18 protein-coding genes are annotated in these 19,893 nt (G+C 53.7%); 4 read left to right on the top strand and 14 right to left on the bottom strand.

The window, feature by feature from the left end; all coding sequences use genetic code 11:
• The first annotated feature begins 25 nt into the window (after nt 1-25).
• From gcvPB to A9Q02_RS06815, 3 genes are all read left to right on the top strand, one after another.
• Nucleotides 26-1,501 carry an aminomethyl-transferring glycine dehydrogenase subunit GcvPB gene (gcvPB, locus tag A9Q02_RS06825; protein ID WP_097651586.1) on the top strand — a complete coding sequence of 492 codons (1,476 nt, stop codon included), beginning with the start codon at nt 26-28 and terminating at the stop codon, nt 1,499-1,501.
• 338 nt (nt 1,502-1,839) lie between these two features.
• A complete protein-coding gene (locus A9Q02_RS06820; RefSeq protein WP_097651585.1) occupies nt 1,840-2,535 on the top strand; it encodes a lysophospholipid acyltransferase family protein in 696 nt (231 codons plus the stop codon).
• 18 nt (nt 2,536-2,553) lie between these two features.
• Nucleotides 2,554-3,297 (top strand): dihydroxyacetone kinase subunit L, encoded by a 744-nt coding sequence (locus A9Q02_RS06815; RefSeq protein WP_097651584.1) that lies wholly within the window; start codon nt 2,554-2,556, stop codon nt 3,295-3,297.
• Between the two features lie 80 nt (nt 3,298-3,377).
• On the opposite strand, the gene A9Q02_RS06810 is transcribed toward A9Q02_RS06815, so the two are convergent.
• From A9Q02_RS06810 to A9Q02_RS06790, 5 genes are all read right to left on the bottom strand, one after another.
• On the bottom strand, nt 3,378-4,877 hold the full coding sequence (locus A9Q02_RS06810) for a DUF2357 domain-containing protein (protein ID WP_097651583.1): 1,500 nt from the start codon (nt 4,875-4,877) through the stop codon (nt 3,378-3,380).
• A 6-nt stretch (nt 4,878-4,883) separates the two neighbouring features.
• Entirely contained in the window at nt 4,884-5,126 is a 243-nt protein-coding gene (locus tag A9Q02_RS06805) for a FeoC-like transcriptional regulator (RefSeq protein WP_097651582.1), read from the bottom strand.
• Nucleotides 5,127-5,235: 109 nt separating this feature from the next.
• Entirely contained in the window at nt 5,236-6,957 is a 1,722-nt protein-coding gene (gene feoB / locus A9Q02_RS06800) for a ferrous iron transport protein B (protein WP_097651581.1), read from the bottom strand.
• 11 nt (nt 6,958-6,968) lie between these two features.
• Complete coding sequence (locus A9Q02_RS06795; RefSeq protein ID WP_097651580.1) at nt 6,969-7,502, bottom strand: FeoB small GTPase domain-containing protein; 534 nt, start codon at nt 7,500-7,502, stop codon at nt 6,969-6,971.
• Nucleotides 7,502-7,756: a FeoA family protein gene (locus A9Q02_RS06790; protein ID WP_097651579.1), complete on the bottom strand. Its 255-nt coding sequence runs from the start codon at nt 7,754-7,756 to the stop codon at nt 7,502-7,504. The genes A9Q02_RS06795 and A9Q02_RS06790 overlap by 1 nt, the downstream gene beginning before the upstream one ends.
• A 402-nt stretch (nt 7,757-8,158) precedes the next feature.
• On the opposite strand from A9Q02_RS06790, the gene A9Q02_RS06785 reads away from it, so the two are divergent.
• Nucleotides 8,159-8,890, top strand: coding sequence for a metal-dependent transcriptional regulator (locus A9Q02_RS06785; RefSeq protein ID WP_245860429.1), 732 nt, complete (start codon nt 8,159-8,161; stop codon nt 8,888-8,890).
• Here the strand turns inward: A9Q02_RS06785 and A9Q02_RS24845 are convergent.
• The 9 genes from A9Q02_RS24845 to A9Q02_RS06740 all read right to left on the bottom strand — a co-directional run bounded on the left by A9Q02_RS24845 (nt 8,875) and on the right by A9Q02_RS06740 (nt 19,892).
• Nucleotides 8,875-10,305, bottom strand: coding sequence for a glycosyltransferase family protein (locus tag A9Q02_RS24845; protein WP_097651577.1), 1,431 nt, complete (start codon nt 10,303-10,305; stop codon nt 8,875-8,877). The two genes, A9Q02_RS06785 and A9Q02_RS24845, sit on opposite strands and share 16 nt — an antisense overlap.
• Entirely contained in the window at nt 10,302-11,108 is an 807-nt protein-coding gene (locus tag A9Q02_RS06775) for a glycosyltransferase family 2 protein (protein ID WP_172450740.1), read from the bottom strand. Before A9Q02_RS06775 ends, A9Q02_RS24845 begins: the two co-directional genes overlap by 4 nt.
• A 16-nt stretch (nt 11,109-11,124) precedes the next feature.
• The gene (locus tag A9Q02_RS06770) at nt 11,125-13,635 is read right to left on the bottom strand and encodes a YfhO family protein (protein ID WP_172450737.1); all 2,511 of its coding nucleotides are present in this window, start codon (nt 13,633-13,635) and stop codon (nt 11,125-11,127) included.
• A gap of 118 nt (nt 13,636-13,753) precedes the next feature.
• The gene (locus A9Q02_RS06765; protein WP_097651574.1) at nt 13,754-13,951 is read right to left on the bottom strand and encodes a glycosyltransferase family 2 protein; all 198 of its coding nucleotides are present in this window, start codon (nt 13,949-13,951) and stop codon (nt 13,754-13,756) included.
• Complete coding sequence (locus A9Q02_RS06760) at nt 13,944-15,137, bottom strand: glycosyltransferase family 4 protein (protein ID WP_097651573.1); 1,194 nt, start codon at nt 15,135-15,137, stop codon at nt 13,944-13,946. The genes A9Q02_RS06765 and A9Q02_RS06760 overlap by 8 nt, the downstream gene beginning before the upstream one ends.
• 9 nt (nt 15,138-15,146) lie before the next feature.
• A complete protein-coding gene (locus A9Q02_RS06755) occupies nt 15,147-15,965 on the bottom strand; it encodes a class I SAM-dependent methyltransferase (protein ID WP_097651572.1) in 819 nt (272 codons plus the stop codon).
• A 3-nt stretch (nt 15,966-15,968) separates the two neighbouring features.
• Nucleotides 15,969-17,324, bottom strand: a complete 1,356-nt coding sequence (locus tag A9Q02_RS23610) for a glycosyltransferase family 4 protein (RefSeq protein ID WP_141508750.1) — start codon at nt 17,322-17,324, stop codon at nt 15,969-15,971.
• Nucleotides 17,325-17,409: 85 nt separating this feature from the next.
• A complete protein-coding gene (gene wecB, locus A9Q02_RS06745) occupies nt 17,410-18,501 on the bottom strand; it encodes a non-hydrolyzing UDP-N-acetylglucosamine 2-epimerase (protein WP_216361459.1) in 1,092 nt (363 codons plus the stop codon).
• Nucleotides 18,498-19,892, bottom strand: coding sequence for a flippase (locus A9Q02_RS06740; RefSeq protein ID WP_097651569.1), 1,395 nt, complete (start codon nt 19,890-19,892; stop codon nt 18,498-18,500). Before A9Q02_RS06740 ends, wecB begins: the two co-directional genes overlap by 4 nt.
• Between the last annotated feature and the right edge of the window lies 1 nt (nt 19,893).

The following is a 19,893-nucleotide window of genomic DNA, read 5'->3' as shown; positions in this document are numbered from 1 at the left end:
ATACGTGTGAAATAAGGAGAGCTACGTGGATACGTACGAACCACATATTTATGAACTTTCGGCTCCGGGCAAGCATGGCACCAACCTGCCGCGCCTGGATGTTCCGGAAGCAGCGTTGCCGACCGCATTGCTGCGGCAGGACGGGATGAATGACTTTCCCGAACTGACCGAGCCTGAGGTCATGCGTCACTACACGCGGATCAGCCAGCGCAATGCTTCACCAGATACGATGATGTATCCGCTGGGCTCGTGTACGATGAAAGCGACGCCCAAGCTGCACGAGGAAGTGGCCCGTTATGCCGGGTTTGCGGCGGTACACCCGTTGCAAGACGAGAGCCTAAGCCAGGGTGCGTTGCAATTGATGTACGAATTGCAAGACTACCTTGGTGAAATCTCGGGGTTCGAGGCCGTCTCGTTGCAACCGGCGGCGGGCGCACAGGGTGAGCTTACGGGCATTCTGGCGTTTCGGGCGTATCACCTCGATCGCGGCGACCCTGATCGCACCGAAGTGCTGGTGCCCAACGCTGCGCACGGAACCAACCCTGCGACGGCGGCGATGGTCGGGCTGAAGGTTGTCGAGTTGAAGAGTGACGCCCGGGGCAACGTGGATATGGACGATCTGCGGGCGAAACTTTCGCCACGTACGGCTGGTATGATGCTGACAAACCCCAATACGCTCGGGCTCTTTGAAGACCAGATTGTCGAGATCTGTCAGCTTGTCCACGAGGCGGGTGGCTTGATGTACGGGGATGGTGCTAATTTCAACGCAATTCTTGGTATTGCAAAACCAGGTAAGCTTGGTTTTGATTTTATGCACTATAACTTGCACAAGACCTTTACGACCCCGCACGGTGGCGGTGGTCCTGGCTCAGGGGCCGTCGGTTGCACGGCAGAACTTGCGCCCTTTTTACCCGGGCCGCGGGTACGCCAGACGGCGAGTGGCAGCTACGAACTCTTTACCCCCGAGAAGAGCATCGGGCGCATGAAAGCCTTTCATGGTAACTTTGCGATGCTGGTGCGGGCGTGGACCTATATTCGCACCCTAGGGGCGGCAGGGTTGCGCGAAGTGAGTGAAATCGCCGTCCTCAACGCCAACTACGTTCGGGTCAAACTGAAAGACCTCTACCCGCAGGCTATTGACCGGATCTGCATGCACGAGACCGTGCTCAGAGGGCAGATTGCCGGTGCGCAGGGCATTCGCACGCTCGACATCGCCAAGCGGTTGATTGACTACGGGTTTCACCCACCAACGGTCTACTTCCCCCTGATCGTGCCCGAAGCACTAATGATCGAGCCGACCGAAACGGAAGGCAAACGCACCCTGGACATTTTCATTCAGGCCATGCGCGACATTGCCCGCGAAGCCGTTGAGACTCCCGACGTCCTGCATGACGCTCCGACGACCGCACCAGTGCGTCGGCTCGACGAAGTGCGGGCCGCTCGTCAGCCAATTTTGCGCTACAACGCCGAAGCCTTTGCGCAGATCCTCAACGAGCGGTAGTGAATGTAGGTGCAAGCGTGCCTGGACACGGGGCTCTATGCCCCGTGCCCAGGCACTTGCCTTTGTAGGCAAAAAGGGTTTGGGGACCGTAGGCCCCCAAGCATCGCGCTTATGCTGGTACAAACGGCCAGCGAAGCTGGCCGTTTGCACCAGCATAAGCCTGGGCGTTAGGGCGATCGCCCTAACGCCCCCCATCCCCCACTTTCTCAACTTAGCGGTATAATAACTCAAGCGTATCTGGACGATGAGTTCTCCCGGCAGATACCATTCATGCCAGAAACAAAGTTGAGCCAGGGATTAGCCGTGATTCACCTGATGAACGGCGTGCGGAGCACGCGATGAGCCTCTATCGGAGCCGCCATGCTGCGGCGCGTTTTCTGCCCGGCATGTTTGTGCGTTTTGTACAAATGTATGTGCGGCCGCGCATCAGTGGGCTTGAATATCTTCCTCACGAGGGTGGGTTTGTCATTGCTGCCAACCACCAGAGTCACGCCGATACGGCTGTCATCTTTGCAAGTCTTCCCCTCGCTATTCGCGACCATTTTGTGGCGGCAGCGGCTCAGGACTATTTTTTTCAGGGGGGGCCGCAGCAATATTTTTCCCGTGTCTTGTTTAATGCAATTCCAATTGCCCGCGATCGCCGCGGTGGGCAAGATCCACTGCGCCATGCGGCGCGGGCGCTGCGCGAAGGGTATGCGCTCTTGCTCTTTCCCGAAGGGACGCGCAGCAAGGATGGCTCGCTGGGGCCGTTTCGGGCAGGCATTGGCAAGTTGCTAGCTGATTTTCCTCAGATTCCAGTGATCCCAACCTGGATCGGCGGTACAACGAGGGTGATGCCCAAGGGCAAGTTTGTGCCCCGCCCGGTGCAGGTGACGGTTCGGTTTGGTGAACCGCTGCACGTCGAGGCGCATCCACGGATGCGGCGTTCGTGGCAGACTGCTGCTGACCAGATTCGCAATGCGATCCTTGCGCTGGGTGAGTATCCGCCCGAAACGCCCGATCAAACCGATGATTTTGTCCAGGATGATGAATAAGCGAGAGGAGTTTGCAGTATGGCTGATGCAAAAAGTTTGGTTGCCCTATTTGAGGCGATGACCGAGAATCTTGAGCGCGATCGCCCCGATCTCAACCAGCTTGATCGCGATGATGGCGATAGCGGCGACAATATGGTCAATAATTTTCGTCTCGTCACGAATGCCTTGCAGCAACAGATCAATACTGGCGCTGGCAGTGACCTCGGTGCCGCGCTGGCTCAGGCGGCTCAGGTCTTGCGTGACAATGGCAAAGGGGCGACGGCACCGATCTATGCTCAAGGGCTTGATCAGGCCGCATCGAATCTGTCCGGGCGCTCGGATTTTAGTCTCAATGATCTCCAACCGATGCTTGAAGGTCTCCTGGGTGGTGCTCAGCAGTCGAGTGGTGCGGCTCCCGGCCAGGGTACCCTGCTTGATGTCTTGTTGCCCGCGATTGGGGCCTTCAGTCAGGCGAAGAAGAAGGGCGATGGCGATCTCGATGCGATCCTCACGGCGCTGCTCGAGGCGCGCCGGGCGGCGAATCATACGGCTCAGTCATCCCAGGGGCATGGGCGTGGTTCGGGTCGCAATACCCAGGGCGAAATCGATCCAGGTGCTGCTGGTGCGGCCTCGTTGCTCGAAGGGCTCTTTGGGGCTTTGCTCAAAGGTGCCCTGAATCAGGGCGGCAATGCGGCAGGCTCCAATGAACCTGCCGCACAGCCTGCTGCGAGCGGCAACCCGATTTTTGAGATGATTGGCAGCCTTTTTCGTCCGAAGGGATGATTTTGGGGCTGCGCCGCCATACCCAACCTCTTGCCGTGAAAAAAGCCAGCGCAGCTGGCTTTTTTTACGGCAAGAGAGGCTCATCCTGCATATGCAAGCCATGCCCGCAGTGCATCATCATTTCCTGGCAAGAGCGGTAGAGCGGCGATGCCACTGGCATAGTGTTCCGCTTTGCCGTGCCCTGGATAGAGCAACGCGACGCGTTCGACGAGGCGTCGCCCTGCGCTGTTCCCGATGGCGCCCAGATAGCTGTATCCGTCGGCCAGGGCGTCGGCAGGCACTCCGCCACTGGGATCAAGGCGATATTTGGCGTCGAGCAGGCTGATCCGCGGCGAGCCGTCAGGCGGGAGCATTTCAAGCGCAAGATCGGGGATGCGTGTGTGCCGGTCGAGTGAGCGCACGTTGTCACCGTCAGGTGGGTAGCGGGGATGATAGCGCAAGGTCAAGATGCTCCCATCTTCGTGCGTCAGACCAAGGAGCGCCGTTCCCTCCGTCAACGTCAGTCCCTGCTCGGCGGCGTCGTCGTTCCACAGTGCCTGGCTGATCAGCGTATACCCTGGCCTTTCAAGCAAGGTGAGGGCGACACGCACAGCGCACCAGCGCTCGTAGAGGCGGGGTAACTGGCTGATGGGCAAGGTCAGGGTCGCGGCGTCCCAGGTGATCAGTGGGTGTCGCCGGAGCCATTGCCAGACCCGGGCGACAATGCGGTAGTCGGGGTCGCGCTGCATACGCGATGTGATGCCGCGATAGGCTTGCAGCGGAGGCACCTCGGTAAGCAGGGGTAGTGACCTCAGTTCGCGCAGGCGCTGCCGGGTTGCCTCCAGTTCTGGCGTCGGGTTGGTCAGGTTCGCCAGTTGCCCAAGGCGATGCAGCAGCACTTCGATGAGTCGTCGCAACAGACGTGCCTCATAGCTATCATAGCTGGCCTCGGTTGTCTCTTCCGGTATGCTACTCAAGGACGCTGGCGACGGATGCTCCGATTCAGGCGACGGCGCTGGTGATAGATTGATCAACTCGCCCCGGTGAAGGGCCGGTCGCTGCGCTGTGCCTGGATCGACCGCGATGGTACGCGTCTGTAGGCGCTCGGGGGGGCGTTGGGCGAGGCGTTCCACTGCCGCCACGAGGCGCGGGATTTCGTCGCGACAGAGGGCGTCGAGCATCGCGGTGGCATGCGCACTCGGTGAAGCTGGATCAGGTTTTACCCCGTGCCGTCCACCAGTGAGCGCAAAGACCAAGCGGGGGGCCACTGCTTGCAGATCCTCAAGGAGCAGCGCATAGTGTTCAACATCGAGCTTACGTGGCGCAACCACGATCTGCGTACGCACCTCCTCGGTGCGACCATCAGGCCAGTGGGTGCTCAGCACCACCTCGTACGCACCTGTACTTGCTGGAGCAGGCCAGTGCCAGCGCCAGGCCGGATCGCCAGGCCGCAAAAATGGCTCTAGAGGTACCCCGTTGATGAACAGGCTAAGGGAAGCGGCCCCGGTTGGTGGCACCGCGTGCAACTCAACTGATGTTCCCTCAACGACGGAAGAGGGTTCAGGGTACAACTGTCCATCAAGCAACAGATCGATCGGCATACGGCTTCAGGTGAGGGTAATCGATCGTGGTCTACCGCGGTCAAACGTACAGCCTTGCGCACCGGGGTTGCAATTTCCGCATCCTCCGGCACATGCAGCTAGGCGGCTATCTTTCAGTTTGCCTTTGCGCACCCAGAAATCAATCATTCCCTCGAGTACCCCCACATCAAGCTCAAGTTGGCGACTCAACTCATCAAGTGACACCGGGCCTTGCGTCTCTTCGAGGGCTTGTAAGACTTTTTGAAGCATGTGATTCTTTTCTTTCTTTGCCTGGCATAAACGGTTCGTTTCGCTGGAAAAAAGCCAGCTACGCTGGCTTTTTTCCAGCGAAGGAAGCCGGGTTTGGGGGCCGCAGGCCCTACAAAAAGAAACGTCCCCCCTGGAAGACGATCAACGCCGCGAGCCAGGCAATCACAAACTGGCCGATAATGCTGACCCACATCCAGCGCGAGCCAAATTCCTGGCGGGCAGCCGCGACGGCGACCATACAGGGCGTATAAAGCAAGACAAAGACCAGGAAGGCGAGCGCCGCGAGCGCCCCGTGCCCACCGCTACTGGCGTCAAAACCCTGGCGAATCGCCCCGGTGAGGCCATCTGGGGCTTGCTCGTCCTCTTCTGCAGCGAGATTGATCCCGATGATCGAGGGAAGTGCTTTGAGTGCGTCGCCGGTGGCGCTGAGAAAACCGCCGCCGATTGCCAGCAGATCTTCGCCAATGGTTGTTGCCCCAACCTCTTCTTCCTCTGCCCCAGGCACATTATAGACCTGGATCATCGTGCTCACCACGACTTCTTTGGCGACAAAGCCGGTCAACAGCGCCCCACTCGTCTCCCAACTACCAAAGCCAAGGGGGGCAAAGACGGGCGTCATAACCCCTGAAACGGCTGCGAAGGCACTCTGGTCAACGTCAGTGTCAGCGAAACTGCCTTCGCCGCTGACGGGAAGTGCGAGCAGCAGCCAGACGACCATACTGGTACCCAGAATAATTGTCCAGGCATGCTGGAGAAAAGCCGAAGTTCGTTCCCACATTTGGTGCCAGATATTGCGCAAGGTTGGCAGGCGGTACGGTGGCAACTCGATCACAAACGGTGTCGGTAGTTCATTGCCAAAAAGGGTACGCTTGAGCAGCATCCCCAGGCCGATCGCCACCAGGATCCCCGTTAGATAAAGCCCGAAGATGACCAGGCCCGCCATCGTTGGAAAAAAGATCGCCGCAACGAGGACATACACCGGCAAACGAGCACTACAACTCATAAAGGGCACCAACAACCCTGTCAGGATGCGGTCACGTTCATTTTCGAGCGTACGGGTGGCATAGATCGCAGGAACCGAACAACCAAAACCCACAACCATCGGCAAGAAACTCTTGCCATGCAGCCCGAGGCGATGCATCAAGCGATCCATCACAAAGGCTGAGCGGGCCATATAGCCTGAGTCCTCAAGGATCGCCAACGCAAAATAGAGGGAAAAGAGCACAGGAATAAAGACGAGCACCCCGCCCACACCGGCGATAACACCATCAATGAGGAGCGATTCGAGCCAACCTCCGCTGAGCCCGGTGATTGACAACAAGCTGGTAATCCAGTGGCTGACTGGCCCGGTCAAAACTGCATCAATCCAGTCAACAAAGGGTGCGGCAACATCAGTGGTCAGTTTGAAAACCACCCACATGAGCCCGAGAAAGATCGGAATGCCTAACCAGCGATTGGTGACAATGCGATCAACGCGGTCGGACATGGTCAGGGAGGGTGTCTTGGGGCGGGTCAGGGCCTGTGCGGCAAGATCGTGGACAAAGCGATAGCGCTGGTCAACCATGGCAACATCAAGATCCTCGCCATAGTGTGTTTCCAGGCGCATCCGACTCGCTGCGAGCGCCTCGCTTGCCACTGATCCCCCAAGGCGTTCAACCTCGGCCTGCAGCAACGTATCACCTTCCAGCAACTGGATCGCCAGCCAGCGCATCGGATACCGCGCAACAAGGTCTGGGCAATGCCCGAGGGCTTCACTCAACCTGGTCAGTTCAACTTCAATCGGTGACGCATAGGTCATCCGCAGTGACGGCGTGAGCGCAAAACTCGTCATTGCCTCGCCTCCTATGCACATACCGAGCTACCAAGCATCGCCTCACGAGGGGTACGTGCGATGGTTGCCAGCAAGCGTTTCAGTTCACCCAAGCCCTGTCCGCGACTAGCGGCCATCGTAATGACTGGAATCCCAAGCCGTGTACTGAGCACTTCGGGATGGATCTGGAGGCCACGTGCCGTTGCCACATCGGTCATATTGAGGACAAGGATCATAGGTACCCCAGTTTCAAGAATCTGGGCGGAGAGATAGAGATTGCGCTCAAGATTTGCCGCATCGAGGACATTGACCACTGCATCGGGGCGTCCACAGACAATGAAATTGCGGGCGATCTCTTCCTCAGGCGAATGCGCTGAAAGGCTGTAGGTTCCTGGCAGATCGATGATCGTCAGGTGTTTTCCCTCAATCATCAGCTTGCCCTCTTGTTTGGCGACCGTCTTCCCCGGCCAGTTCCCTACATGTTGGTGTCTGCCAGTCAGGGCATTAAAGAGGGTACTTTTGCCCACATTGGGATTGCCGGCAAGGGCAATGGTTAGATCAGCCATTACTGCTTCCTCTCCAGGAACGTTACCAGTACCTTATGCGCCAGGCCACGCCCAAGAGCTAAGCGTGTATCCCCAATTCCGATGACCATCCCGCCGCCATGGGTAGTAATGATCGTCAGTTCTGTGCCAGGAATCACCCCAAGTTCTGCCAACCGATGAGCGCTACGCATCCCACCATTGAACCGAACGATACGGACATACGCACCGACCTCGACAAGCGAGAGTGGGAGCGTTGTTTCATCTGCGATGTGCATTGCTAGCCTTTGCCCTGGGCCTCTCTCTTGATGACACTGGTCGTTCCCGGAGGGTATAGTATGCATGGGACTCTTTCATTGTTGATGTGGCACCTCCCTTGCGATCACAATGAGAGCGGATCGGCCGGCGATCTTTGGGCGTGCCTGTACATTAGAGGTATATCACTTTGGGTAAGGCTGAACAAGTAGTGGCAACACAACTACCAGGAGAGAAAAATTCACTATCTACCCTCCCGAAAGTACGGTATACTACTTTTGTCTCACTCGATAGTATAGGTTTACCTTATTTTTCTTCTACTGGTGGAAAATGTCAGTGGAACTGACATTTTCCACCAGTAGAAGAGCGGATGTTGAACGCCTTGCTGCAGAGATATCGTATAGCATGCTCCAGGGTAGGAGTGGATGATGAGTGAAAGTATTGAGATGTACCTGGTGATGACGGCGCTGCTCCGCAGCGAGCCGCAGCAGCCAGTACCAGTATCGTTATTGGCGAATAAGCTTGGCGTCTCGCAGGTCTCGGCCAACGAGATGTGTCACAAACTCGATGAGCGCGGCCTTCTTGCCTATCAACCCTACAAAGGGGTGACATTGACCGAACATGGCGAGACGCAGGCCCAGCAGATCCTTTCGCGTCGCCGTCTCTGGGTGATGTTTTTGGTCGAAAATCTGGGGATTGAACCGGAAGAGGCCGATGACCTCGCCTGTCAGCTTGAACATATTACGTCGGAACGGCTGGTGACGGCGCTTAAGGCCTTTCTCGAGCACGCGCCCGGTGCGGGGCAGCGTGAGTTTGAGGCAGTGCCGACCCAGGAACTTGCCCATTGCACAGCGGGAACCCGTGGCATCGTGGCGTCGGTCGCCACCGAGCCGATGGTGGCTGCGTTTCTGCGTGCCCAGGGGGTCGTACCTGGTACGATGGTCGAGGTGCTCGCGATCAGCGCCGAAGGTGCTGTTCTCGTCGGACTTGGCGACCGCCACGTTGCCCTTGCCCCTTCGATGGCGACGCAGATTGTGCTTGCCCCACCTTCAACTGATCAGAGCTCACGTCATCGTGCCTGGGCCCGTTGCAGTGCCTACTGGTCGTGTCCACACAGTGACGCTTGTGATTGCGTCCTCGACTACCAGGTGCAATGATAGATCTGGAGCGGGGTGGCAAACCGTGGATCGGGCAGGGCGGCAACTTCTTCACATGCTGCAGCCAGCGTAGGATCATGTGTGATTAGTGGGAAGGCTTCTTCGTGGTTGACGACGTACGCTGGCCGGTGGTGCCCAAGGGCAGCGAGCGCCGCGTCGCGGTAGCCGCCCCCCTCGCGAAAGATCGCGTTCACCTCGGGCTGGATCAGTCCGGCGAAATCAATCATGGGGCGTTGACTATAGTAGCCAATGACCCCGATTTCGAGGGTGCCAACACGGGCGTCGGGCTCGGTATTGGCGGCGAGCCACTCGCCAGCCTCACGGTATGCCGGGATACGGAGATCCGGGTTGCGAGCCGCAAAGGTGACGATGCTGCCATAGCCAGCCAGGGCGAGCACGATCAACCCCGTTGCCACGCTCAGCCCCGCTCTTCGCCCGCCGACACGCTCCCCAAGATCAGCCAGCAACTGGATGCCCAGCGCCCCCAGGATGGTCAGGCCGGTCATCACCGGCCCAAAGTACCAGAAATAGTCGGTCACCCCCAGCAGACTATAGGCCAGCGCGTGAGCCAGTGACCATCCGGCAACCAGCGCCAACGGGCCACGTTTCCAGAGTGCCTGGACGCACCCGATGACGATGAGGACGGCAAAAGGACGCCACGGTATCCAGTTCCAGAGGTTGCCCAGGCGCAACACCAGGCCCGCCAGATAGCTGCGCCCACCTGGAATATCGGCCTGGCTCTGCTTAGCCCCCAGCGTCACCGGCAAAGGCGAGCCAAAATACCACCAGGCCGCCGCCACAAAAGGCAGGGCGGTCAGCGCCACAACCGCCCCAAAAGTCAGCGCCGGACGCAAACCATTGCGTTTGAGCAAGAGCAGACCGGCCATCACCACGGCCAACCCCGCATCGGCGCGAGTCAGCGTGGCTGCTGCGAGCAGCACCCCGGCGAGCCAGGGCCGTTCGTGCCAGGCCGCCTCGAACCCCCAGAACACCAGGGCCAGAAAGAGCATCGTTTCAGCCCCGAGCGTATTGATCAGCAGCGGCGTCAACGGAAAGAGCAGTGCTGCCGCTGCACCGGCGACGGGCATCCCCCCCATCCGGCCCATCCGCCAGAGCGCCACCGAACCTGCGCCGAGACTCATTGTGCCGATCAGATTGCTCACGAGCGGCAGATCTGCCCCGACCATTGCAAACGGCACCAGCAGCAACGCATAGAGCGGCGCTGTTGTACTGAGCACCCGTTCACCAGGATTATAGACAAACCCGTTGCCGTTCGCGAGATTGACCGCGTAGCGATAGGTAATGAAAGGATCATCAAAGCCGGTATCGCGGAAGAGCACAAAGAGCACCGCAGCGCTTAGGATCGCCCAGGCGAGGATCAGCCGATCAGGGAAGGTAGACTTCACAGTGCTCATGGCAACGCTTTCATCCGCTGATAGATCATCAAACCGAGCACGAGCCACAGCCGGAACGACGGTGGATAATGCCGTCCATAAAAGGAGCGCAGGCTTTCATAATACACGTCTTGCGCCGCCGGATTCTGTTGCAAACTCTGCCCACCGAGATGGGTAATTGCAACGGTAGGCACATAACAGATCTTCCAGCCATGATGCCTGATCCGCCGACAGAGATCAACATCCTCAAAATACATAAAAAACGCCTCATCGAAACCCTTGACCCTGGCCAGGGCCTCGCGCCGGAGCATTAGACAGGTTCCGGCAACCCAAGCCACTTCAAGCACCTGCGCGACACCCCAGTCATGGAGCGGGCGCTTCAAGAGCAAGCGCCACAGACCGCGACGCAGCAGATAGGCAGGCGTTGGATCATCACCGAACGCAAACGCCTGAGGCTGACCCTCAGCGGTCAACAGACGCGGACTGCAAGCCCCCACCGCTGGATGCGTATCCATAAAATGCAGCAACCCCTCGATTGCCCCGGGCGGCACGAGCGTATCAGTATTGAGCAAGAGCAGATAGCGCCCCTGGGCAACTGTGAGCGCCTGATTATTTGCACGGGCAAACCCCACATTCTGCGCATTCTGGATCAGCGTCACCTCCGGAAAATCAGCGGCCACCATCGCCGCGCTCCCATCCTCTGACGCATTATCAACAACAATGATCTCAGCCTGATCCTGTTGAAGATGTGGCACAAGCGTAGTCAAAAGCGCGTGCAGCAGGGCGTGGGTATTCCAGTTGACGATAATGATGGAGAGTATCATGTTGATAACCGCCATCTTAGTGCAAGATTCGCTTCAGCGTCTTCTCATTGCGAGACACGAAGAGTGTTGCAGCTAGAAGCACCAATACGCCTAAGGAAGAAATAGTAATCAAAAAACCTATCTTAAAACTGATTGGATTATAGATAAATATTACGTTATGAACACCAGCAGAAACAGGAACTCCTCGAAATGCATAGTTTGTACGCAGGATGGGTGTTTCTACACCATCTACCAAAGCTCGCCAACCTGGAAAGTAGGCATCGGACAACACCAATAAGGCTGGTGCTGATGTCTCCACAGCTATCTCTACTTTATCAGGTTGGTAGTCGATGATCTGCGCCGTACCAACAGTGAGCCTGGTTGTAACCAGTGGAAATGGCGGTGGTTCTTCGAGCAACACCCGCTGACCAGCAGCCACATCTTCGGCCAATAGAGCGTTTAGCAGCGCCTCGTCATCGTTGAACACGCTTGCAGACGAAACAAGATAGGCTCTTGGCAGGGGGGTTGTACGTTCATAGACTTTGATCTCTCCATCGTAAACCAGCGTCATCTTAGTATTTGCTTCCACTGCACCGGTAGTAAGCAGGTAGCGTACCCCAACCAGATCAAAAAACCGATCATTGCGTTCCGACCACACAACCCCGAGTGGTTCTCGATCCAATGCGTCCAGGATTTGCGTGTACCGTCCAATGGTCACATCATAGCCCCTCGCATCAGGCAGGTTGTAGGGCATAAGTGTGTTAGGTGGGAGGAGATTACTCAATGCCAAGATCCGCGAATAATTTGGATCTTTGGCCATCGCTTCGTTTAGAAACGATAGCGCTGGCGTTGGTGGAAAGACCTTGGTTGCGGGGATGACCGGGTTGAAGCCTGCACCAAAAGCCCACAGATCGACAAAAACCAGCAATCCAATCAACCTTTGGACACTGATTGTGCTCACCTTGCCTTTGTTCCAGCCCCATAGCAACACGGCAATCGTCAATGCGACCAGCACCGGCGCATATAACCAGACCTGCAGGGGATCCAAGTTTGCTGTTATTTGCTGATAGCGGGTTTCCAACTGATCAAGGTAGTATGGCAACGGAAAGGGATGCGGGGGATGACTGACGACTCGCTCCTCGACATAGATTCGTCCCAGGTTTAGAAAGAAGTCTTTAAAAAGGCGTAGCATCGCATAAAACACGAGCAATCCACCACCGGTGAGAAGCCCAAAGATCAGAAGTGCGCGTCTCAGGGTTCGAATCTGGCTATTTCCAGTGGTTAATCCAAAGACTGCATCGAATCCATAGCCAGCCAGAATGGCAAGCGATGCACTGAAGACAACAATACTCATTGCTGCAATATTGAACAGAGGTAGATGTTGCAGCAGATCTAGAATCGGTAGACGCATGAGAACACCCAGCCAGATCAGACCAAAAATTGTGAAGAAACGAACTCGCCATTCCACCTCCGTTCGTCGTATCTCTAGTGCTGCTATTCCAGCGAGGAAGAGAGGCGCAATCCCCATATATAAAACTTGTGTATAATTTCCAAATCCAGTTCCAATCCACCAACCACTGCGGGTAGGGTTGCCGAAAAAGTCGGGAAGGAAAAGGGTGATAGCCATCGCCACATTGCGCCAGAAACCCGTATATAGCCACGGGTGCGTCTCAGTTGCTGCTGAACGAGCGAGATAATAGTTGGTGAGGGGTAATAATTCCAGAAAAGGGATGAGTTGAACTGCTGCAATGCCAGAGCCAATGAGGAATGAAATGGCTAACATTGCAAATCGGCTGATCTGCCCTTCAAGTGAATGCTCTGAAACAATAAGCGCAGCGAGACTATAGATTCCCCACAACATCAGACTAAAAAAGGAGGTCTCTGCATGGCCCCCCAAGAATTGGACGCTGATGACCACTGCTCCCCAGCCAACCCAGCGCCAGGGGTGCGCCGAGAAAACGACCTTATCAGCAGTGAGCAGCATCCAGGGGAGCCATACACCTACGTTGGTGTGGGGATGACCGAGTAGCGGCATCGTGAAGGCTCCCAGTGCAAAGCTCATCCCGCCAACAAAGCTTGCGGGAGGTGTCTGTTTCCAGTGGCGTAATAAGATGTACATTCCGCCGAAGGCTGTCCATAGCCGGAACAGCGCACTCCATCCTGATACCATATGTGGCGGCATCCAGGCGAGAAGAAGGTTTATGGGATAGAAGACAGCGGATTGATCATTAGCCACGAGAGGTGTGCCTGCGTAGATCAGCGGATTCCAGAGAGGCCAACGTCCGGCATGTAACTCATCTATAGCCAAGAGGCGCCATGGGTAAAACTGAAAGACCTGATCCACCAGAAGATTGTTGCCAGGCGTATGAAAGCTCGTTGGGGCAACCGCTTGCCAAGGAGATTGATCGAACAACAAATCTGCAGGTAACAATGCATTATCTGGCAATAGAGATGGGAGCATGAGCACCAAGATCAACAAAATACCTAGCAGGGCGAACATATTCCTGCGCACACGGCCAAACTCTCTTGAAACGAGCGACTTTGGCATTGCACTTTCTTCCATTCTTCAATAAGCCTCGCTGTCGGTTAACAGGGTGTCTCCCATTTGACCTTTTATCGTATGTTTTTGAAAAGAATTTGGGCTTTTTTTGAGTTAAATTTCGTCGCTAAAAAAGATGTCGTTTTTTCTGAAAACCAGCGGCCACCATCGCCCCACTGCCATCATCTGACGCATTATCAACAACAATGATCTCAGCCTGATCCTGTTGAAGATGTGGCACAAGCGTAGTCAAAAGCGCGTGCAGCAGGGAGCGGGTATTCCAGTTGACGATAATGATGGAGAGTTGAGGCATGGCATCAGGCACGATCGCAGACCTTCTGGTAGATCGATTCGAGAGTTGCAATCGTTGAGGGCCAGGCATGGTCACGCAGCACACGTTCTCGACCTGCGCGGGCTAATTGCAGCCACAACAGATCATCGTGCAGCAAGCGTACTACCGCACGCCCAAAGGCTGCGGCATCGTCAGCAACAAGCACTTCTTGTTCGTCGCGTACCGCAATGCCTTCCACCCCAATGCTTGTCGTAACGATTGGACATCCGGCTGCCAGCGCATCAATTGCCTTCTTGATAATGCCGCCCCCAACAAAAAGAGGGACGATGGCGAGCCGCGATGAAGCATAAAAGCCCTCGATTCGTTCAACTGAACCTGTCACAACAACACCTGGATCCTTTGTCAGGCTTGTAATGGTATGCGGAGGATCTGCGCCGACCACCAATAAACGGGCCTCAGGCACCTGCTGGCGTACATACGGAAAGACCTGGTGATAAAACCATAAAACAGAACTTACATTGAATGGCCGTTGCATATGGCCAACAAACACAATATCTTTGGATTGATGCAACTGGAGTGACAGTTGCAGAAGGGCCTCATCAACACCAGGCAGCAAGGCACTTGCTTGCACATGACGCATATGGGTCATCAGATAGTTGTGATCTTTCTGCGACAGCGTGATGATATGGTCTATCTGAGGATAGATCTTATTTTCATAGCGCTTGGCATCCTTGGCATACCAATATAGCCAGAGCTTACGCACAAAATTCTTCTCGTTGACACAGTCCCGTTCAAGCGTCGTCGACAATACATCAATTGCACATAACACCGTCGCACTTTTTCGCTTGAATAAGCCTACGTACTGGCCCAGTTCACTCCAATTAAGTTGCACAACGTCAAAGGTTTCCTGATTCATCAGGTTTTGCAAGACCATTGCCAGCTTCGGATGCCAGCCTGGAAAGGTTGCCGGAGCGAGCACGTGGCGTGGCAAATACTGCACCGCATGGCGCCAGTGCGGATCGGTAGGAATCGAAACAACACGGCTACAGATCGCCTTCATTGCTGCCAGATGGCATGCTTCGGCCTCAGTAACAAGGGAAAGCAAGGCAACGTGATGACCACGTTCGGTCAATCCCTTGATCATCTGAAACACATACACGCCACCTGCATGGGCCACCGTTGGATAGGGAAAATAGGGTGTAACAAAAAGGATCTTCACAGCAATGGGCTATTTTCTACCGACAATAATGATTTGACTGCCGATTGATGTGTAATGCAGGAAGCGATCATACAACGGTCGCAGTCCTTGTCCCAGCAGAGGCATCTGTGTTATTGCTACGACCATGCGATGAACCCAATGCTGGGGTTGTCCACGCACAATTGGCTTGACCGCAATCTTGCGCAGACCAGCCTTCCGCAGGGTCTGCACATACTCAGACTCGAGATAACTATGTTCATTTACCCCAAACGGAACGGCGGGATGGCGTTGACGAAACTGTTCATCGCTACTCCACCATGGGCGACGATGATCGCCGTAGGCGTAGAATGTCCCACCATATTTTAATGTTTGAGTCAGATTTATTACGAGTTTTCCGAGATCAAATGCATGGTGGAGCGCTTCACGACAGTAGACAATATCGAAAGTGTTACTTGCAAGTGGAAGGTATTCACCGTCGGTAACAACAGCGTGAATTCTATCTCTGTACGGTTCAAATGCCCGAGACGTATGCAGCAGACCAAGTCCCACGTCTTCACTCGAGTTGATGTCAATGGCCGTGACTTGGCATCCCTCTTTGGCAAAGGCAGCCGAAGCAAGGCAACGCCCTGCTCCATAGTCAAGAACTTTCATTCCTGATTTTACTTTCAATTCAGCCAAGGTGTTGTGCCATTCCTGACTCTGGCAGAACTGCTCAAGCGCAAGGTCAACATCCTCATAAAGGAAATTTTCTGTGATTATGCTTTCCCCATTCGGCAAAGACCGCAGAAATGCAATAGCATCACCGTAGCCACTTCGTTCGTTTTGTTTTACCTGAAGCTCATGGTTCATAGTTTACTCCCTATCCAGTATCTTTTGGGCACACACCTCGTCTAGGATATTGGCCAATTCCCTTGTGAGATTTTTTCTGTTGTAATTAGGATAAGTCCCCAGTACGATATCACGGTGTGGATTATGCTCAAAACGATTAAAGAGATCAACTATGCCATAGCATATCTCGTTAGGATTATCGGGATCTACTACAATCCCTGCCCTCTCTTGCCGAATCAGTTGCGCAGCTTCACCGTCTATAGGGGCAATAGCCAAAATTGGTTTGCCACTACCTAGATACTCGAACAATTTATTGGAATGGTTTAATTTCAACTCAAATAGATTTGACTCAATAAGGATAACCACATCAGCGTTAAGCACTTCAGATAGCGCTTCTCGATGTGTTACTTGAGGTCGAAACACTATAAAACCAGTGTCAGCAAGAGGTGCTAATTGTTTCTGAATATCTGCAGAAATATTGCCCACAAATCTAAACTGGATACGTTGTAAAAAGTTAGAATTGGTGGCTAATTGATATAGTGCAGAGATAAACGAATTTTCACTGCGCGCCTTATACCATGATCCTATAAATGTTAGTGTGAATTTTTTGTTGATAAATTTAACTTTAATATCACGAAAATCATCAACGTCGTAGCCATTGGTTAGTGTGAATACCTTGTCTTCTCGCAATTCCGGAAACTTTTTCAAGGTCAATCTGCGAATACCCTCGGTCACAACTAAGGTCTTGTCTGCGGAGCGTAGATACTCCTGCTCTTGGAGATATGTTTTGTTGTACGAAGACGTACCAACAATCAAGTGACTCTGGCTCCACAGATCCCGCAAATCCATGATCCAGGGTAGATGTGGGTATCGTTTTGCCAATCGATATCCAACAGATTGAAGCAAATGAGGAGGAGAGGTGGTAAAAATCGCGTTGATCTTACCTTGTTCAATCACCGAACATGCTTTGTGGTATGCAGAAAAACGCCAAGACCTAACATTAACCTCTAGGTTAATTATATTTTGTATGGATGGTTTTATTCCAGAAATGAGTAATCTTTTGATAACTGAAATCAATTCTGAAGATGTGGATATTTTCTGGATATTATTTAGATTACTTGAAGATCGTCCAAATATTTTAATGATACCTAGTCTGCTCAAGGTTAAATATAGGTCATAAGTGCGATAAATCTCTAGATTTTTATTCAAATCATGCAGCAACCCCCAATCATAGTGGGAAATAAATGAAGTGGTGATTACGACTGGTTCCCAACCATATTCCTGCAAGTATTTACAGAATTTTGCCACTCGAAGAGTGCCTGAACCTCCTTGCGGCGGGAAATAGTAAGCCAAGATCAAAACCTTTCGCATTTCACTCATTTATGATTCCTATATTGTCTACAGTTTGCTTTTCGGATCTGAAAATTTTTCGTTCTTGAAATGAGATTAACTTCTGAATATATATCTAGTGCGATCTGTTATGTTGATCCTCAAGGGTTTCCATTATCTTTCTACTCGCATTGCCTGCCCCGTAATAGCCAAATGAGTATTCAGCCGGCAGACTACGAGTAAGCGCTTCCAATACTTTCTCTGTATGTGCCCCAACCACCACATTCCACCCCGCCTCGACCGTCTCCACCCACTCTGTCTCTGGCCGCAGGGTCACACATGGTACCGCAAAAAAATAGGCTTCCTTTTGCATCCCACCCGAATCGGTCAGGATCATTCGAGCGTTCTGCTCTAGCATCAACATATCCAGGTAGCCCACCGGCTCGATCAATCGAACCTGCGGTGAATCTTTGAGCATCTCCATCACGTCAGCCTCTACCATCCGCGCCTGTGTGCGCGGGTGCACCGGAAAAATCACCGTTTCGCCGCATGTGACAAAGGCCGATATGATGGAGCGTAGATTCTCTGGGTTATCGGTGTTGTAGGGCCGATGCGCGGTCGCCAGCAGATACTGTTTGGGCGTCAGGTCAAGAGTTTCCAGGATGCGCGAGCGATGGCGGGCAAGCTCGCCGAACTGCAAGACAGCGTCATACATCGTATCACCGACCAAGTGAACACCCTGGGTGATCCCTTCCCGTGCCAGGTTATCCACCGCAGTCTGGGTGGGGCAGAAGAGCAGGTCGGCGCAGTGGTCGGTCAAGATTCGATTGTGCTCCTCGGGCATCGTGCGGTTGAAAGAGCGCAGCCCGGACTCTACGTGGGCGACGGGCACGTGCAATTTGATCGCAGCCAGTGCGCCAGCCAGCGTGGAATTTGTATCGCCATAGACGAGCACCCAATCCGGCCGTTGCTCAAGGATCACCTCTTCCAGCCGCATCAGCATCGCGCCGGTCTGTTTGCCATGCCCACCCGAACCAACCCCCAGGTTGACGTCCGGCTGCGGAATGCCAAGCTCATCAAAGAAGATCTGTGACATCGCGTGGTCGTAGTGCTGACCGGTATGCACCAGGTATTCATGGTGACCGGCCTCGCGCAGCGCCTTGCTGACGGGCGCGGCTTTGATGAATTGCGGGCGAGCGCCGAGGACGGTGAGGATATGCATAATCATGGATTCACTGATTTCGGGCGGGTGATTTTAGCTAAGACAAGGTGTAATTGATGAATAATCTGTGCATCATATGCATTGAAAAGGAAAACTTCATACCAAGAGTTTTTACTCACCTGTGCATACATCGAAACTTGAATAACACAAGCTACAAGATATGCAATAGTCGTCGCAAGGGCGGCACCTGTGATGCCCATGCGTGGTATCAAAACAATGTTTCCTACGATATTAATCACCACAACAACTGCCATATTGTACATATTTAATTCAGGGCGTCCACGTGATGCCAGGTCATTCGCTAAAATCCGCACGAGACTCCAACTTACAATGCCCGGTAGTAAAAAAAGAAGAGGCTTGAGGGTTTCTCTATAGGCTGGGCCAAATAAGATCATAATCAAAGATGGGGCGATAATGGCAAGCACAATAGCTCCTGCGGTTGTGAAGATGAGCGTCCAACGGGCAATTAAGGGGGTTAGTTGCTTGCGAATCTCGTCATCATGATGTAGTTCTGCTAGGCGCGGGAGCAGGACAGTGCTGATCGACTGTGAAAGAAACCATAACTTTTCACTGAGCGATATTGCAATCACATAAATACCCGCTGTAGCTGGATTTAGGATTAAATTAACCAGGAATAGGTCTGCTCGGTAATTGATAAAAGTCAAAATTCCACTTCCGTGGGCTTTTATGCCATACTTTGCGGCTTGGATTGTATATTGTTTATGATTGATGTCTTGTTCTGTCTTCAGCATCTCATTTACATCAGATCTCAGATGATGGCGAACTAACAGATAATGGATGATGACGTTGACAATCTGAACAAGCACGAGAGCAACCATAACGGAGGTAATCCCTCCCCCGATGACAAAGAGTAATGATACGACGCCAAACATCATGGCAGGTAAGGAAATGGTTGCGAGATTATAACGACGAAAATCTTGTACTGCTTGCAGCAAACTGCCAAGATAAAATTGTAGTAGTCCTGATGGGAAGGAGAGGATGGCTAACCAGAGGAGTAGGGTTGGCATCCCAGGAAAGAGGATATCAGCATAGAATATGACTGATAAACTCCCAAGAAGCATACCAATACATGTAAGGCCTATCCATATATAGAGACTAGCCTTAAAAGCAGTATGCAGTCTTACTACTTGACCACCTACATAATACACATTTGCTGCCCCAATGCCTAATTCTAACATGGTCAAGAGAAATGTTGGGAGGAGCAGAGCAATGGCATACTGTCCATTGCCTTCAGGACCAAGTACCCGGGCTATAACGACAACGGTTCCAAGACCAAACAGAAAGCCAAGCAATTGACGCCCAAGAGTATGCCCAATATTTGTCGCTATTTTGCTCAGACCCAGTTGACGTGGTGGCTTGTCGTCCTTGGAACCCATG

This window comes from Candidatus Chloroploca asiatica, assembly GCF_002532075.1.
Classification (GTDB): domain Bacteria; phylum Chloroflexota; class Chloroflexia; order Chloroflexales; family Chloroflexaceae; genus Chloroploca; species Chloroploca asiatica.
Note: the sequence above shows the minus strand (reverse complement) of the source record. Positions and strands in the feature narration are given on the sequence as shown.